This is a genomic window from Streptomyces sp. NPDC086835 (genome assembly GCF_044745705.1).
Classification (GTDB): Bacteria; Actinomycetota; Actinomycetes; order Streptomycetales; family Streptomycetaceae; genus Streptomyces.
The window spans coordinates 1,222,202-1,237,252 of sequence record NZ_JBIVAU010000001.1 but is presented as its reverse complement, the minus strand read 5'-3'; the positions used below and the strand labels follow the sequence as shown (position 1 = coordinate 1,237,252).

Genomic DNA, 15,051 nt, shown 5'->3' with positions numbered 1-15,051 from the left:
TGCCACTCTCGGCCCGTCCGTGATCCGACGACGTGAGGAAGAACCCGTGTACGCACGCCCCGTCGCTGTACTGGCCGCCACGACTGTGGGACTCACCGCGCTGGTGCTGCCCGGCTCCGCGGCAGGAACCGAGCAGTCCGCCGCCGGCCGTGACGACGCGCCTCAGGTGATCGCTCACCGCGGCGCGTCCGCCTACGCACCGGAGAACACCCTCGCAGCGGTCGACCTCGCCGACGAGATGGGCTTCGCCTGGGTGGAGAACGACGTCCAGCGCACCAAGGACGGTGAGCTCGTCGTCATGCACGACGACTCGCTCGCGAGGACCACCGACGTGGAGCAGCGCTTCCCCGACCGCGCGCCGTGGAAGGTGAAGGACTTCACCGCCGCGGAGATCGCCACCCTGGACGCGGGCAGCTGGCGCGGCGCCGAGTGGGCGGGCGCCCGGGTGCCGACGCTGAAGCAGTACCTCGAGCGCGTGGACGAGAACAACCAGAAGCTGCTCCTGGAGATCAAGAAGCCGGAGCTCTACCCGGGCATCGAGAAGGACACCCTGCGCGTGTTGGGCCAGGAGGGCTGGCTCGACCGGAGTCATGTGCGCAGCAGGCTCGTCATCCAGAGCTTCGGCGCGGACAGCGTCAGGGCGGTGCACCAGCAGCGCCCCGACATCACGACCGGCTTCCTCGGCACCCCCGCGGTCGCCGACCTGCCCTCGTACGCGGCCTTCGCCGACCAGATCAACCCCACGCACACGTCCCTCAGCGCCGAGTACGTCGCCGCGGTGCACGCCCTCAAGGGCGCGCACGGCAAGCGGCTGCGGGTCAGCACCTGGACCGTGAACGACGCGGCGGCCGCCACGCGCGTGGCCGGCTTCGGTGTGGACGGGATCATCACCAACAACCCCGACATCGTGCGGGACGCCGTCGGCTGACCGACGCCGACCGACCGACCGTCGCCGTACGGCCGGCCGTGCGGGGCCCGGCTGTCAGTGGCCCGCCGTACGGTGGTCGGCATGAAGACCTTCGAGTGGGCCGTGACCGGCACGGACATCGGCCCGCTGCTCCTCGCCGCGACCGACGAGGGCCTGGTGAGCGTGGCCTTCCACGCCGGGCCGGCCGTTCGGGACCGGATGCTCGCGCGGCTCGCGGACCGGCTGGGGGCCGAGCCCGTCGAGGACCCGGCGGGCCGGCTCGCCGAGCCGATACGCCAGCTCCATGCCTACTTCGCGGGCACGCTGCGCACGTTCGACCTGCCGCTGGACTGGTCGCTCTCGGCCGGCTTCAACCGGCAGGTGTTGCGGGAGCTGCTGGCCGGCGTGGGTTACGGGACGGTCGTGGGATACGGGGAGCTCGCGGCCCGCGTCGGCCAGCCGGGCGCGGCACAGGCGGTGGGAGCGGCGATGGGCTCCAATCCGCTGCCGGTCGTCGTGCCGTGCCACCGGGTGGTCGAGACGGACGGCGGGCTCGGGGGCTTCGGCGGAGGGCTGGAGACAAAGCGGCAGCTGCTGGCGCTCGAGGGTGTGCTGCCGCAGCCTCTGTTCTGAGGGTGCGCAGGCCTGTCCGAGGGTGCGGAGCACTGTGACAAGGCTGCTTCCCGGATCTGCCCGGCAGGTCCGCCCCGCGTTCCGTTCTGAGACACTGCGTCGGTGACCATGCCGTCCGACGCTCCTGACATACCCGAAGTATCCAAGACCGCCGTGGCGGTGGACGAACTGCCGGCGATACGCAGGCGTATCAACGCCGTGCTGATCGCCAGCCAGATCCTCGGCGGGCTCGGGGTCGCCACCGGCATCGCACTGGCCACGGTGCTCGCCCACGAGGTCAGCGGCACGGAGGCCCTGGCCGGTCTCGCCCCGACCGCCACCGTCGCCGGCACCGCGCTCCTTTCCGTGCCGCTGGCCGCCCTGATGACCGCGCGCGGCCGCCGGCCCGGCCTGGTGCTGGCCTACCTCATCGGCGCGCTCGGCGCGGGAGTGGTCGTGGTCGCCGCCGTCCTCGACCACTTCCCGCTCCTGTTGGTCGGGATGGCGGGTTTCGGAGCCGCGTCGTCCGCCAATCTCCAGGCCCGCTTCGCGGCCGCCGACCTCGCGGAGCCCGAGCGGCGGGGCCGGGCCATCTCCACCGTGGTGTGGGCGACGACCATCGGCGCGGTACTCGGGCCCAACATCGCCTCCCCGGCCGGCCGGAGCGTGGCGGGCCTCGGCATCCCGCCGGCCGCGGGGCCGTTCCTCTGGGCGGCCGGGGTGTTCCTCGTCTCCGCCGTCCTCGTACTCGTCCTGCTGCGGCCCGACCCGCTGCTCACGGCGCGGGCGATGTCCCCGGCCGACCGCTCCCCCGAAGGCCGGTCGTTGAAGGCCGGGCTGCTCGCCGTGCGCGAGTCCCCCATGGCGCGGCTGGCGCTGGTGACCGTGGCCGTGTCGCACACCGCCATGGTGTCGATCATGTCGATGACGCCGGTCGCGCTCGGCCACCACGGGGCCGGCATCGAGCTGATCGGCCTGGTCATCAGCGGTCACATCGCGGGCATGTACGCCTTTTCTCCGGTGATGGGACGGCTCGCCGACCGCGTCGGACGGCTCGCGGTCATCGGGCTGGCGGCGGGCCTGCTCTGCGCGGCCGCGGTACTGGCCGGAACCGCCGGCGGCAACCATGGACAGACCGCGGCGGGGCTGTTCCTGCTCGGCCTCGGCTGGTCGGCGGGACTCGTCTCCGGTTCCACGCTGCTCACCGAGTCCGTCCCGCAGCCCACGCGGGCGGCGGTCCAGGGCCTGTCCGACCTGGCGATGAACACGGCGGCGGGCGTGGGCGGCGCGGCGGCGGGCCTGGTGGTGGCGCAGGCGGGGTACGGATGGCTGAACGCGGTGGGCGTGGTGCTGTTGCTGCCGATGGCGGGGCTGGCGGTGCGCAGGGCGGTGGCCCCGGCGTAGGGGGCGTGGCGGCTGGGCGAGGCGCTTTCCCTGCCTCCCCCTGTCCTTGGCGGGCCGTGGGAGACGGCCCCGGAGGGGCTTGAGTTGCCTCCCCCACGCCGATCACCGCACCGGCGTCGGTGACGACGCCCGTGCCACATGCAGACGGGGTCGGCCCGTGCCGTCCGCGGGGACCGTCCAGACGTCGGTGCCCCGCCCGTCCTCCCGGGGCAGCGCATACGCGATCGTGTCGTCGTCGAGCCACGCCGCCTGGTCGTCCACGCCGCGCGTCTCCGCCAAGGGATGCTCGCGCATGGTCTTGAGGTCGAGGACGTGGAGTCGCCACGGCCGGCCTCGGTCGCCACCGCCGGTCTTCTTCTTGAAGGCGATCAGCCGGTTGTCCGGTGACAGTGAGGGGCATTCGACGTTCTCGCGCAGCGCCCGCGCGGACCAGGTACGCATGTCGCCCTCCACGAGACGGGTGCGTCCCTTGGACGAGACGGTCGCGTAGAAGCGGTTGTCGTCGCGGGCGAAGGTGACGCCCCAGTAGTTGACGTCCGGCGCGTGGTAGCGGCGGCCGTCGACGGTGAGAGGGATCTGTTCCATGTTCTTGACCAGGTAACCGGTGCGCAGATCGAGGATGGAGGTGCGCGTGGAGAAGGAGGAGCCGGCGTACGAGTCCCCCACGGCGAACATCGTCCACGACAGCATGCGTCCGGACGCCGACACCCGGGCCCGGTCGGGGATTCCGGGCAGCGCGATGCGACGGGTCTCGCGCAGCCGGCGGTCGAGGACGACCGCGTAGGCGCGGGGCGGCACGCCGGGACGGCGCTGGAGACACAGCGCGGTGCCGCCCGCCGCGTGGAAGCGGTCGCAGGAGGGGCCGCCGGTCGTGCGGGGCGCGTCCGGTGCCTGCTCCGCCGCGGGCCGGTGCGCTATGCGGCCGTTCCCTTCCTGGGTGCTGCGGAAGTACAGCCGGGGGCCGGCCAGTTCGAACGATTCCTCCGCCGCGGCCGGACGCTCGCCGCGGCCCGACGCGTTCACCGTGTATCCGACGGCGACGCCCGCCAGCACCACCGTGGCGAGCACGAGCGCGCCGATCCGTCTGCGGGTGCCGGGCGTGGACGGGGACCGACGCGTGGACCGGGGCGGGGGCGGCTTCATGACGACTGCCTTTCCTGTTCCCTACGGGGCAGAACGGCCCGGGCGAGCACCAGGGCGGTGAGCATCGCGGCCGCGGCGACGGCGAGCGCGGGCCTCGGGCCCCACAACGTCCACGCGGCGCCGAATCCGGCGGCGGCGATCAGCCGGGCCACCGCCTGGCCCGTCTGGAGCAGCGCCAGGCCGCTCGCCCGCCGGGCTGCGGGCAGCAGGGGTCCGGCGAGCGCCATCAGCACGCCGTCGGTGGTCGCGTAGAAGGCGCCGACAAGAACCAGTACGAGGGCGAGGAGGACCGTGCCGTTGATCGGCGTGAGCAGCAGCAGGTAGGCGGCGAGCAGGGACCCGTGCCCGCACAGGAACGGGACCCGGCGGCCCACGCGGTCGGCGAGACGGCCGGCCGGGACGGCGAGCAGCAGGTAGACGGCCGCGGCGCCGAGCGGCAGCAGTGGGAACCAGACCACCCCCACGTCCAGCCGGCGCTGCAGCAGCAGGTAGACGAACGCGTCGCCGATGGTCGCCGCGCCGAGCAGCGCGGCGGCGGCGAGTATGCGGCAGAAGGCGGGACTTCGGAGCGGCTCGAACACCGAACGGCGGGCGCGGGGAAGGCTCGGGGCCAGGGTGGGCGCGGGGCTGGAGGCGGGCAGGGTGACGTGCCCCGGTACCAGCACGGCCAGCAGCACCACGCCCAGCAGCCCTGTGCAGAAGCTGACGACGAACACCGCGTCGTAGGCGTCCGCGGTCGCCCACAGCAGCCCGAACGCGGCGAGCGGGCCGAGCAGCGCTCCGGTCGTGTCCATGGCGCGGTGGACGCCGAAGGCCCGGCCCAGTGTCTCCGGCGGACTGCTGAGTGTGATCATCGCGTCGCGGGGGGCCGTTCTGATGCCCTTGCCGATCCGGTCGGCGGCCAGCGCGGCGGCGATGCCTCCGGTCGCGCCGCCCGCGAGCAGCAGCCCGAGCCGGGATAGGGCGGAGAGCGCGTAGCCGGCCCCGGCGACGCGCTTGTGCCGGCCGCCCCGGTCGGCGGCGTGGCCGCCGGCGAGCCGTACCAGGGCGGTCACGCCGTTGAACAGGCCGTCGAGGAAGCCGAACTGGAGGGGCGTCAGGCCCAGTCCGAGGACGAAGTAGAGCGGCAGCACGGCGGTGACCATCTCGGAGGAGATGTCGGTGACGAGGCTGACCGCTCCGAGCGCGATCACGGTGCCGGGGACCCGCCGCGCCGCCCCGGGTGCTGATCCCGGAGCGGGCGGCGTGTCAGGCCGGCCGGTGGTGGCCAGATACATCGTCAGTGGCAGGTGTAGGTGGGGCTGGTGTCCTTGACGGAACCGTCGGTGCCCACATAGCTCCAGCGGTACGTCGTGTCGGTGAAGTCCAGCTTCAGCACGCCGTACGGGCCGCTGATGCGCTTCTGGCTGTTGGGCTGGATCTCCTCGATCGCGTAGGGCTCGGCACCTCCCATGCCGCCGACGATCTGGACGATGCCGTCGGCGGTGGCCCGGCCGGCCGGGTCCTGCGGCGCGAAGCGCTCGTAGTGGTGGTCGTGGCCGCCGAGGACGAGATCCGCCTTGGCCCGGTACAGGATGTCCCAGACAGGCTTGCCGACGGGGTCGTTGCCGTGTCCGCCGGAGCTGAAGAGCGGATGGTGCCAGTAGGCGGCGATGCACTTCTTGCTGTTGCGGGCGAGGTCGTCCTTGAGCCAGCTGATCTGGGACGAGTCGTCGAAGGTGTTGGAGTCGAGGGCGATGAAGTGCCAATTGCCCTCGTCGTAGCTGTAGTAGGGCTTGCCCTGCGGGTAGGCGATGGCGCCGAAGTACTGCTTGTAGCCCACGAATTCGCCCGCCGGGTCGTACGACTCGTGGTTGCCGGGCACCGGCCGGGTCTTCGACTTGAAGGCGCCCCAGGTCTTGTCGTAGTAGTTGCGGAAGTCGGACAGACGGGCGTCGTCGTACTGGTTGTCGCCCATCGTCAGATAGAACTTCGGGTTGATCTGCTGGGCCCTGGCGGCGGTCTTCGGGTGGGCGCAGGAGCTCGAGGACGCGGTGCACTGGGCGGCGATGTCGCCCGCCGCGACGACGGTGAACGCGCCGGTCGGCGGTTCGCCGCCGCCGACCGTGCCGTAGACGTCGATCTCCCAGAGCGAGTAGCCGTACTGGGTGCCGCGTGCGGTGCCGTGGACGCGCAGGTAGCGGCCCTTGCCGGCGAGGCCGGTGAACTCGTCCGTACCGCCGTCACCCGCGGTCTCGGTGGCGATGGGCGTCCAGGCGGCGCCGTCGGCGGACATCTCGATGCGGTACTGCCGGGCGTGGGCGACCTCCCAGTTGAGCGTGACCCGGGAGACGGTGGCGGCGCCACCGAGGTCGACGCTGATCCACTGGGGGTCCTGGCCCTCGGCGGAGGCCCAGCGGGTGCCTGTGTTCCCGTCGAAGGCGTTGGACGCGGCGAAGCCGGAGCCTTCGAGGGACGAGGCGGTGGCGGTCCTGCCGCGCGAGATGAGGGGGTCCGCGGCGACGGTGCCGGTACCGGCGGCATCGGCCTGGCCGGGACGGGCGATGAGAACGGCGGCGATCAGCAGCAGTACGGCGGAGAGGGCGAGTACCGCGGTCCGGCGTGGTGGGGTGGAGGCGGTCAGGCGCATACCTGGCTCCCTGGACGGGGACGGCGAGAGCTGGACTCCTTGCGACGCGCCGCGCCCGGGCAGGGCTCGGCGTACAGCGGCCGGGTCAGAGCTCTCGCTGAGCGCGTCACGCCCATGAGGTCGGGCGCCGCGCCAAGCCGCTGCCGGGATGGTGGCAAGCGGCCATGCCCCTGTCAATGGTTGTCAGTAAACTTTCCTTCCAATCATCGCGTTCCCCGTCCACCCGAGGTTTGCGCCCCGCTCCCTCGCGCCAGGGATGGGACATGCCGAAGACCGCAGCCATGGTGTCCGAAGAGGTAAGGGAAGCCCTCGATACCGGAGTGCCCGTCGTGGCCCTGGAGTCGACGATCATCGCGCACGGACTGCCGCGTCCCCGCAATCTGGCCGTCGCGACGGAGCTGGAGGCCCTCGTCCGTGCGGGCGGCGCGGTCCCCGCGACCATCGCCGTGCTCGACGGCAGGCCCCATGTCGGGCTCACCAAGGCCGAGTTGGAACGGGTCGCGGGCGATCCCGGAATGCGCAAGCTCGGCCACCGCGATCTCGCTCCCGCCGTCGCCACGGGCGCGAGCGGCGCGACGACCGTCTCCGCCACGGCGTTCCTCGCCGGCCTGGCCGGCGTCAGGGTCTTCGCGACCGGTGGCCTGGGCGGCGTGCACCGGGGCTGGACCGAGACCCAGGACGAGTCGGCGGACCTGCGGCTGCTCGCCCAGGTGGGCATCACAGTGGTCTGCGCGGGCGTGAAGTCGATCCTGGACGTCCCGGCCACCTTGCAACGGCTGGAGACCCTGGGGGTGACCGTGATCGGCTACGGGACCGGTCACTTCCCCGGCTTCTATCTGGCCTCCTCCGGAGAACCGGTCGACTGGAGCGTCGACTCCCCTGAGGAGGTCGCCGCCGTGATGCGCGCCAAGGACGCCCTCGCCGAGCCGTACTCCTCGCTGATCGTCGCCAACCCCGTCCCGGTGGAGGAGCAGTTGGACCCGGCCCTGCACGACCGGGTGCTGGCGCGGGCGCTCGACGAGGCGCGCGAAGAGGGCGTCACCGGTCAGGCCGTCACACCGTTCCTCCTCGAGCGGCTGATGCGGTACACCGACGGCGCGTCCCTCGAGGCCAACCTGGCGGCCGTGCGCGGCAATGTCCGGCTCGCGGCACGGATCGCAGCGGCATACGCATGACCGGACTTCTCGTCGTGGGGGATGTCGTCACCGACGTCGTGGCCCGGCACAGCGACCCGCTCGCGCACGGCACGGACACCCCCGCCACCATCCGCATCCTGCCCGGCGGCGCCGGCTCGAACGTGGCGTGCTGGGCGGCGTACCGGGGCTGCCGCGATGTACGGCTGCTCGCCCGTGCGGGCGTCGCCGACCTGGAATGGCACGCGGCACGGCTGCGGACGGCCGGCGTGCGGCCGCTGCTCGTGCCCGACGACGAGGTGCCGACCGCGACGGTCGTCGCGCTCGTCGACCGCACCGCGGAGCGGACGTTCCTCACGGACAGCGGCGCCGTACCGCGGCTGTGCCCGGCCGACTGGTCCCCCGAGCTGCTCGAAGGGGTCGGCCATCTGCATCTCTCCGGCTATCTGCTGTTCTCCGGCACCAGCCGTGCGACCGCGCTCGCGGCGATGAACGCGGCACGGAAGGCAGGTGTCACGGTGAGCGTCGATCCGGCATCCGCCGGCTTCATCCGCGAACGCGGCGTCGAGCGGCTGCTGTCGGACCTCGAAGGCGTGGACGTCCTGCTGCCGAACACGGACGAGGCACGGCTGCTGACCGGTCTGCCCGACCCCGCCGACGCCGCCGTGAAACTCAGCCGGTCGGTCCCGCTGACCGTGGTGACGCTCGGCGCCGGGGGCGCGCTGGTCGCCGAGGCCGGCACGGTCACCGCCCGCCTCCCGTCCCTTGCCGCCCAGGTCCTGGACAGCACTGGCGCGGGTGACGCCTTCACGGGTGCGTTTCTCGCCGCGCGACTGGCGGGCGCGGATGCCCGTACGGCCGCGGAGGAGGGCTGCCGGGCCGGTGCGGAGGCCGTGGCGCTGATCGGCGGCCGCCCCTGAACCGGTCAGGCGGCGGCCGACCAGGCCGGATGCCGTGGATCGTCCGCCCGTACGAGGATGTCCGCCGTGTCACCGGGTCCGACCTCTTCCTCGTACCGGGCGTACGCCGGGAGCGTCCAGCGTTCGCCTTCGTCCGTCCGGCGTTCCAGAGCGGGCGGAGACAGCCTCAGATGCACGGTCAGGTCGAACGGGAACCAGTGGCCGAGGAGGAACGGCCCGTGCAGCAACAGCACCCCGCCGGGCGTCAGTTCGACGTGCGGACTGCGGGTGGCCCGGTCCGTCAGCGGGTCCCACAGATCGGGCAGGACCCGTCCGTTGCCGCCGGCTTCCAGCGGCCCGAAGACCTCGCGCCACAGCGCGCCCGTGTCGAACCAGCCGCTGTAGTAACTGTCGGGGTCCTCGCGCCCGTACTCGTAACGGAGCGACGCGGGCCGCAGGAACCCGCCCGTGCCGACCACGACGACGCCCCGCCCCCGCACCCGCAGCGCTTCGCCGACGAGCCCCGCGAGCTCGCCGGGCCGTGACGCCGGGGCGCCGTCCACACCGACGCGCAACCAGGGGCTGCCGTCGGAGGCGGTCGTTCTCAGGACACGCTCGGCCAAATTCTCGGCCAGCCGCTCCCAGGTGATCGGTTCGAGTCGCACACACCCATCCTCACCGACCGGCCCGGCACGGCGGCCGGCTATCCGGCCGCGCAGTCCGGCGCGTCCTCGTCCACCGACAGCGGGCTGCCGGCGGGCAGGAAGTACGTCACGTACAGCACGACCGGCTCCGTGCCGAGGTTGCGTCCGAGGTGGCGGTGGCGGGCGCCCGCCGGTTCCAGGATCGCGCCGCCGGGACCGGTGACCTCGAGGGAGCAGTCGTCCAGGGTGCGGGTCAGCGTGCCCGACCGGACGACGGCGAGGACCTGGCCGGGGTGATGGTGCCACCCCGTCGTGCCGCCGGGGGCGATGGTGAGGGTGCGGACGACCACGTCCGTGCGCCCCTTGGCCGTGATCCTCAGCGAGTCGTCGGACGTGCCCTGGGCCAGGACCGTTCCCGTGACCCCGCTGCCGGGGGTCGCGTTCGCGGCGGACGGAACGACCGCCAGCGCCGCCAGGCAGCCCGTCAGCACCAGCGCCGTACGTATGTCGAACCGCTTGCCCATCACCGTGAAGCCACGCATGGCTGGTCCCCTCCGAGTCCTCGCTCCGGCAAACGCCTCAAGCTATCAGCCGTTACCGGGAGTAGTGCGGCACTGGGGACTTGACGCATCTCTCCACCGCGGTGATCTGATTCGCTCGTGCCCGGAGCCGGAGAAGAGACCGGCGCTGAGCCGCACCCTCGAACGACATGTCAAGTCCGGGAGCACCACATGTGGACAGCGCTCATCGCGGTCATCGGCACCCTGCTCGGGTCGGTGGCGACCCACTTCTTCCAGCGCCAGACCGCGGAACGCACCGCGGTCCTCGCACGGGCGGAGCAACTGCGCCAGGAGCGGATCTCCGCGTACAGCGCCTTCGCGGGCGCGCTCGTCGACTACCGCCGTGGCCAGAACGACCGCTGGCACCGGGCGCTGGAGTCGCCGGGCAGCACCGTCGCCGAAGAGGCCCGCATCGATTCGTACCGGCTGCGTTCGAGCGCCCATCAGGCCTTGATCCGGGTCCAGTTGGTGTGTGAAGACCCGCAGGCCCTGGCGCTGGCGGCGTCAGCGTTCGAGCTCACCAACTGTCTGCACGAGGCGCCCGACGAAGCGGACCGCTCGCTCCGGTCCGAGCAGGCGCGGGAGACGCTGTCGGAGTTCATCGGCGCCGCGGCGCCGAGCGTGCGCTAGGTGTTCTGTCCGGGGAGGTTGTGGACGGGTGAGCCAGGTCTCGGGTGAGGGATCTTGAACAGATGAGGGCCTTCCGGGTTCGGTGTGGATTGCGACGTCTACACCAACCAGAAAGGCCCTCGTGCCCCACCGTAATGCACCGCTGACCGAGACCGGCCGTCTGCGCCTGGCCCGTTGCGTGGTCGAGGACGGCTGGCCTCTTCGCCGGGCTGCCGAACGCTTCCAGGTTTCGCCGACCACGGCTCAGCGGTGGGCCGACCGCTACCGCCGGCTCGGCGAGGCCGGTATGGCCGACCGTTCCAGCCGCCCGCTCACCAGCCCGCGCCGCACCCCGTCCCGCACCGAGCGTCGCATCATCAAGGTCAGGCTCACGCGCCGGTGGGGCCCGGCCCGCATTGCGCATCTGCTCGGACTGGTGCCCTCGACCGTCCACCGCGTCCTTGCCCGCTTCGGCCTGGCCCGACTCGCCCACCTGGACCGCGCGACCGGCCGGGTCATACGCCGCTACGAACGCGACCGGCCCGGCGAGCTGGTGCACGTGGACATCAAGAAGCTCGGCAACATCCCCGTCGGCGGTGGCCACAAGACCCTTGGCCGACACGCCGGCCGCAAGACCCGTTCCGGCGCCGGCTACAGCTACATCCACACTGCCGTCGACGACCACTCCCGCCTCGCCTACAGCGAGATCCTCAGCGACGAGCGCAAGGAGACCGCGACCGCCTTCTGGACCCGCGCCCAGAGCTTCTTCGCGAGTGTCGGAATCACCGTCGAACGCGTGCTGACCGACAACGGTTCCTGCTACAAGTCCCGCCTCTGGCGCGACGCCCTCGCCGCAGCCGGGATCACGCACAAGCGAACCCGTCCCTACCGGCCGCAGACCAACGGCAAGGTCGAACGCCTCCACCGCACCCTGCTCGACGAGTGGGCCTACGCCCGCCCCTACCGCTCAGAGCAGGAACGACGCGAAGCATTCCCCCAGTGGCTGCACACCTACAATCACCACCGCGGACACACCGGACTCGCAGGCAACCCACCCGCCAGCCGCGTCCCCAACCTCACAGGGCAATACAGCTAGGGCCCTCGTCCGGATCCGGCCCGATCCGGACGGAAGCCGTCAGGAGGGCAGCGCCAGAGTACGGACGGGACTGCCCGCGAGATAGGCGGTGATGTCCTCGACCGCCTCCCCGAAGTACCCCTCGTAGTTGCGGCGGGTGACGTAGCCGAGGTGGGGCAGGCCGAGGAAGTTCGGGGCCGTGCGCAGCGGATGGCCGGCGGGCAGCGGCTCCTCCTCGAAGACGTCGGCGCCCGCCCCGGCGATCCAGCCCTCGCGCAGGGCCATCGCGAGCGCCTCCTGATCGACGATCGCGGCCCGTGAGGTGTTGACGAGGTAGGCGGTCCGCCGCATCCGCTTCAGTTCCCCGGCCCCGATCAGTCCCCGTGTGCGCTCACCGAGTTGCAGGTGCACGGAGACGAAGTCGCCGACCTCGAGCAGTTCCCCGAGCGACCCGGCACGCCGGACGCCGTGTTCGGCGGCTCGCTCCTCGGTGAGGTTCCGGCTCCAGGCCAGAACGTCCATGCCGAACGCCCGGCCGACCGCGGCGACCTTCGCACCGATCTTCCCGAGGCCGGCAAGCGCGAGCGTACGACCGTGCAGGTCCGCTCCGACCGTGGACTGCCACGGGCCTCCGTCGCGCAGGGCGCCGTTCTCCGTGACCACATGGCGCGCCAGTCCGAGGATGAGCGCCCATGTCAGTTCGGCGGGCGGCTCCGAATTGCTGGCGGTGCCGCACACGGTCACACCGTTACGGGCCGCGGCTTCGAGGTCGATCGACGCGTTGCGCATGCCCGAGGTGATCAGCAGCCGCAGACGTGGCAGCCGGTCGAGAAGGGACGCGGGGAAAGGCGTCCGCTCGCGCATCACGACCAGGATCTCGCAGTCGCCGACCGCCGCGGCCACCTCTTCCTCCGAGCCGAAGTGCTCCCGGAGCGAACGCACTTCGACGCTGCCCTCGAGTGATGACCAGTCGGCCATGGACAGCGCGACATCCTGATAGTCGTCGAGTACGGCACAGTTGAGCGTCATGGGATCGGAGCGTATCCGCTGGGTACCAAGGGGACATGGACCTGGTGGTGATCCAGCCGCTCAAGGGCAGGCACTGCGCCGAGTGCCGCAGGGGCCCGCTGCCGATGCATCTTCTCGAGTCCGGCGTGCCGGTCTGTCTCGACTGCGCCGATCTCGGCCACCTCGTGTATCTGCCCCGTGGCGACGCCGCGCTCACCCGGCGGGCGAGGGAGGCGAGTGCCCTGTGGGCGGTGGTGGTCCGGCGCAACCGCCGCCGGGGCCGCTACGAGCGCCAAGGCCTGCTCGTCGAGGAGCGCGCACTCGCCCGCGCCGAGTCGGCGTGCCTCGCCGACGCCGAGGTCCGGCGGCGCCGCCGTGAGCGGGAAGCGGCCCGCCGGGCCGCCGCGGACGTCCGCTTCGCCGCCGAACTGGCCGCGCGGATACGGCAGCTGTTCCCCGGCTGCCCCGAGGAGCGCGCCGCCGGGATCGCGGCCCACACCTCCGCCCGGGGCAGCGGGCGTGTGGGCCGCACGGCGGCCGGCCGCTCCCTGGAGGAGGGAGCCGTCACGGCCGCGGTACGCGCGTCCGTGCGGCACCTCGACACGGCTTACGACGCCCTGCTGATGACGGGTGTGCCCCGCAAAGAGGCACGCGCCCGGTTGGCCGGGGAGATCGATGCCGTGCTGGCGTCCTGGAAACGGCACCCGGACGAGGCCGGGACGGCCCAGGACGGCGGGGAGCCTCTTGGCACCGTGTCCCAGGAGCCGGACCCAGGGACGCTGGGCCGGGCCGCTCCGGGCAGGCCCTAGGAACCCATGGGAGCGGCAAACCGGCGGTACAGCTGAAAGAGGTATTCACCCCGTCGGGTGTGCGAGCTTTCGAAGGGCTCCACACCTTCCGGCTGTCCTAACCGTCGTACTCCTGGATGCGCCTGCCCTGTCGACGTCGAGTCAACGCGGGCAGTTCACGGGCCAGTTCGGCGGTGATGGCGGGCACGTCGAGGGTGAGCAGACGGCGGTCGCGCATCAGCACCCTGCCGTCCACGATCGTCGTGCGCACGTCCGAGGAGCGCGCGCTGTGCACCAGGGTCGCGGCGTGGTCGTGCAGGGGCTGGGTGTGCGGTCCGCTGAGGTCCACCAGGATCAGGTCCGCCCGTCTGCCCGGTGCCAGCGCCCCGATACGGTCGTCGAGTCCCAGCGCCCGGGCGCTCTGTGCGGTGGCATGGTCGAGGGCCTGCCGTGCGGTCAGCCAGGCCGGGTCACGCTCCGTCGACTTCTGTACGAGCGCGGTGAGCGTCATGGACTCCCACACGTCGAGGGTGTTGTTGGAGGCGGCGCCGTCGGTCGCCAGCCCCACGGGCAGGCCGATCGAGGCGAGCGACCGGATCGGGGTCGTGTCCCAGCCGAATTTGAGGTAGCCGCGCGGCGCGGTGGCGACCGCGATCCGGCCCGTGGCGCGCCGCAGCACCGACAGGTCCCCGTCCGTGATCCCGGTGCCGTGCGCGATGAGCAGATCGGTCTCCAGCAGCCCGGTCCGCTCGAGCACCTCGACGGGTGTGAGCCCGTGCCGTTCGACACTGTGGTCGGTCTGCGCCCTGTTCTCGGCCGCGTGCAGATGGACCATGAGCCCGTGCTCGTGGGCGAGCCGTGCGGTGGCGGCGAGGTCCTCGTCATCCACGGTGTACGGGGCGTGCGGCGCGAGGGACGTGGTGATCCGGCCGTCCGCCGCACCGGCCACGCGAAGGGCGAAGTCGAGGGAACGCTCGCGTCCTTCCGCGCCCTGGCTGGAGAAGTAGCCCCAGCCCAGGTTCGCCCGCATGCCGCTACGGGTGACCGCCGCGGCGACCCGGTCCATGGCGAAGTAGTGGTCCGCGAAGGTGGTGACGCCGCCCCTGATCATCTCCGCGCAGGCCAGCAGGGCGCCCAGTTCGACGACCGTCTCCGTGAGGTTGGACTCGATGGGCCAGATCCAGTCGTTGAACCACTCCTCCACCGGCAGATCCTCCGCGATGCCGCGCAGCGCGACCATCGGCGTGTGGGTATGGCAGTTGATCAGGCCCGGCATGGCCAACTGGCCCCGACCGTCGATATGTTCGGCGGCGGGGAGGTCCGCGACGGCCGCGGCCGTGGTCACGGCGTCGATGACGCCGTCGCGGACCACGACCGCCGCGTCGTCGACGAAGTCGATCCGGCCGCCGCCCTCGTCGTGCACCAGCACGGTGCATCCGGCGATCACGAGGTCCGCTGCCGGTGGACGATCCGCACGCTCCGCTGAAGTCATCCCGGTGCTCCTTTGTCGATGTCCAGGGGCGGTCCGTCCCCGTCCTACCCGGGTTCTCCGCCCGGCTCCCCCGGCACCACCGGCCGGCCTAGCCTCTGTGTCTGCCTGCTCCGGCCTGTGTCTGCCTGCTCCGGCCGTTCGCGCCGCG

The 15,051-nt window shown here is 72.2% G+C and carries 15 protein-coding genes; 8 read left to right on the top strand and 7 right to left on the bottom strand.

The window, feature by feature from the left end:
• Positions 1–46 precede the first annotated feature (46 nt).
• From ACIPJI_RS05680 to ACIPJI_RS05670, 3 genes are all read left to right on the top strand, one after another.
• A complete protein-coding gene (locus ACIPJI_RS05680; protein ID WP_402244625.1) occupies positions 47–928 on the top strand; it encodes a glycerophosphodiester phosphodiesterase in 882 nt (293 codons plus the stop codon).
• Between the two features lie 81 nt (positions 929–1,009).
• Positions 1,010–1,540, top strand: coding sequence for a methylated-DNA--[protein]-cysteine S-methyltransferase (locus ACIPJI_RS05675; RefSeq protein ID WP_356623979.1), 531 nt, complete (start codon positions 1,010–1,012; stop codon positions 1,538–1,540).
• A 108-nt stretch (positions 1,541–1,648) separates the two neighbouring features.
• Entirely contained in the window at positions 1,649–2,923 is a 1,275-nt protein-coding gene (locus ACIPJI_RS05670) for an MFS transporter (protein ID WP_402244762.1), read from the top strand.
• Positions 2,924–3,025: 102 nt separating this feature from the next.
• Here ACIPJI_RS05670 and ACIPJI_RS05665 read toward each other — a convergent pair whose 3' ends face one another.
• Genes ACIPJI_RS05665 through ACIPJI_RS05655 form a run of 3 tightly spaced genes read right to left on the bottom strand, consistent with a single transcriptional unit; the run spans position 3,026 to position 6,695 of the window.
• Entirely contained in the window at positions 3,026–4,066 is a 1,041-nt protein-coding gene (locus ACIPJI_RS05665) for a TolB family protein (protein ID WP_402244623.1), read from the bottom strand.
• Positions 4,063–5,343 (bottom strand): MFS transporter, encoded by a 1,281-nt coding sequence (locus tag ACIPJI_RS05660; RefSeq protein WP_402244621.1) that lies wholly within the window; start codon positions 5,341–5,343, stop codon positions 4,063–4,065. The genes ACIPJI_RS05665 and ACIPJI_RS05660 overlap by 4 nt, the downstream gene beginning before the upstream one ends.
• 2 nt (positions 5,344–5,345) lie before the next feature.
• Positions 5,346–6,695, bottom strand: coding sequence for a discoidin domain-containing protein (locus ACIPJI_RS05655; RefSeq protein WP_356623974.1), 1,350 nt, complete (start codon positions 6,693–6,695; stop codon positions 5,346–5,348).
• A gap of 263 nt (positions 6,696–6,958) precedes the next feature.
• Here ACIPJI_RS05655 and ACIPJI_RS05650 point away from each other — a divergent pair, with 263 nt between their 5' ends.
• Both ACIPJI_RS05650 and ACIPJI_RS05645 read left to right on the top strand, forming a co-directional pair.
• A complete protein-coding gene (locus tag ACIPJI_RS05650; RefSeq protein ID WP_402244620.1) occupies positions 6,959–7,870 on the top strand; it encodes a pseudouridine-5'-phosphate glycosidase in 912 nt (303 codons plus the stop codon).
• On the top strand, positions 7,867–8,748 hold the full coding sequence (locus tag ACIPJI_RS05645) for a carbohydrate kinase family protein (protein WP_402244618.1): 882 nt from the start codon (positions 7,867–7,869) through the stop codon (positions 8,746–8,748). Before ACIPJI_RS05650 ends, ACIPJI_RS05645 begins: the two co-directional genes overlap by 4 nt.
• Positions 8,749–8,753: 5 nt before the next feature.
• On the opposite strand, the gene ACIPJI_RS05640 is transcribed toward ACIPJI_RS05645, so the two are convergent.
• Together ACIPJI_RS05640 and ACIPJI_RS05635 are read right to left on the bottom strand one after the other, a co-directional pair.
• Entirely contained in the window at positions 8,754–9,392 is a 639-nt protein-coding gene (locus ACIPJI_RS05640; protein WP_402244616.1) for a uridine kinase, read from the bottom strand.
• A gap of 38 nt (positions 9,393–9,430) precedes the next feature.
• Positions 9,431–9,913: a cupin domain-containing protein gene (locus ACIPJI_RS05635; RefSeq protein WP_307705805.1), complete on the bottom strand. Its 483-nt coding sequence runs from the start codon at positions 9,911–9,913 to the stop codon at positions 9,431–9,433.
• A 189-nt stretch (positions 9,914–10,102) separates the two neighbouring features.
• Between ACIPJI_RS05635 and ACIPJI_RS05630 the strand changes: the two genes are divergently transcribed.
• Both ACIPJI_RS05630 and ACIPJI_RS05625 read left to right on the top strand, forming a co-directional pair.
• A complete protein-coding gene (locus ACIPJI_RS05630; RefSeq protein ID WP_356623971.1) occupies positions 10,103–10,561 on the top strand; it encodes a hypothetical protein in 459 nt (152 codons plus the stop codon).
• Between the two features lie 121 nt (positions 10,562–10,682).
• Complete coding sequence (locus tag ACIPJI_RS05625; protein WP_402244613.1) at positions 10,683–11,636, top strand: IS481 family transposase; 954 nt, start codon at positions 10,683–10,685, stop codon at positions 11,634–11,636.
• 39 nt (positions 11,637–11,675) lie between these two features.
• On the opposite strand, the gene ACIPJI_RS05620 is transcribed toward ACIPJI_RS05625, so the two are convergent.
• Positions 11,676–12,644, bottom strand: a complete 969-nt coding sequence (locus ACIPJI_RS05620) for a D-2-hydroxyacid dehydrogenase family protein (RefSeq protein WP_402244611.1) — start codon at positions 12,642–12,644, stop codon at positions 11,676–11,678.
• 35 nt (positions 12,645–12,679) lie between these two features.
• On the opposite strand from ACIPJI_RS05620, the gene ACIPJI_RS05615 reads away from it, so the two are divergent.
• Positions 12,680–13,432 (top strand): DUF2293 domain-containing protein, encoded by a 753-nt coding sequence (locus ACIPJI_RS05615; RefSeq protein WP_402244610.1) that lies wholly within the window; start codon positions 12,680–12,682, stop codon positions 13,430–13,432.
• Positions 13,433–13,529: 97 nt separating this feature from the next.
• Here the strand turns inward: ACIPJI_RS05615 and ACIPJI_RS05610 are convergent, their stop codons facing one another.
• Positions 13,530–14,903 carry an amidohydrolase gene (locus ACIPJI_RS05610; protein WP_402244608.1) on the bottom strand — a complete coding sequence of 458 codons (1,374 nt, stop codon included), beginning with the start codon at positions 14,901–14,903 and terminating at the stop codon, positions 13,530–13,532.
• Between the last annotated feature and the right edge of the window lie 148 nt (positions 14,904–15,051).

Excerpts from the sequence above, each read along its gene's own strand:
- ACIPJI_RS05675 (WP_356623979.1), top strand. The coding sequence starts at position 1,010 with ATGAAGACCTTCGAGTGGGCCGTGACCGGCACGGACATCGGCCCGCTG.
- ACIPJI_RS05670 (WP_402244762.1), top strand. The coding sequence starts at position 1,649 with ATGCCGTCCGACGCTCCTGACATACCCGAAGTATCCAAGACCGCCGTG.
- ACIPJI_RS05665 (WP_402244623.1), bottom strand. The coding sequence starts at position 4,066 with ATGAAGCCGCCCCCGCCCCGGTCCACGCGTCGGTCCCCGTCCACGCCC.
- ACIPJI_RS05660 (WP_402244621.1), bottom strand. The coding sequence starts at position 5,343 with ATGTATCTGGCCACCACCGGCCGGCCTGACACGCCGCCCGCTCCGGGA.
- ACIPJI_RS05655 (WP_356623974.1), bottom strand. The coding sequence starts at position 6,695 with ATGCGCCTGACCGCCTCCACCCCACCACGCCGGACCGCGGTACTCGCC.
- ACIPJI_RS05650 (WP_402244620.1), top strand. The coding sequence starts at position 6,959 with ATGCCGAAGACCGCAGCCATGGTGTCCGAAGAGGTAAGGGAAGCCCTC.
- ACIPJI_RS05645 (WP_402244618.1), top strand. The coding sequence starts at position 7,867 with ATGACCGGACTTCTCGTCGTGGGGGATGTCGTCACCGACGTCGTGGCC.
- ACIPJI_RS05635 (WP_307705805.1), bottom strand. The coding sequence starts at position 9,913 with ATGCGTGGCTTCACGGTGATGGGCAAGCGGTTCGACATACGTACGGCG.
- ACIPJI_RS05630 (WP_356623971.1), top strand. The coding sequence starts at position 10,103 with ATGTGGACAGCGCTCATCGCGGTCATCGGCACCCTGCTCGGGTCGGTG.
- ACIPJI_RS05620 (WP_402244611.1), bottom strand. The coding sequence starts at position 12,644 with ATGACGCTCAACTGTGCCGTACTCGACGACTATCAGGATGTCGCGCTG.
- ACIPJI_RS05615 (WP_402244610.1), top strand. The coding sequence starts at position 12,680 with ATGGACCTGGTGGTGATCCAGCCGCTCAAGGGCAGGCACTGCGCCGAG.
- ACIPJI_RS05610 (WP_402244608.1), bottom strand. The coding sequence starts at position 14,903 with ATGACTTCAGCGGAGCGTGCGGATCGTCCACCGGCAGCGGACCTCGTG.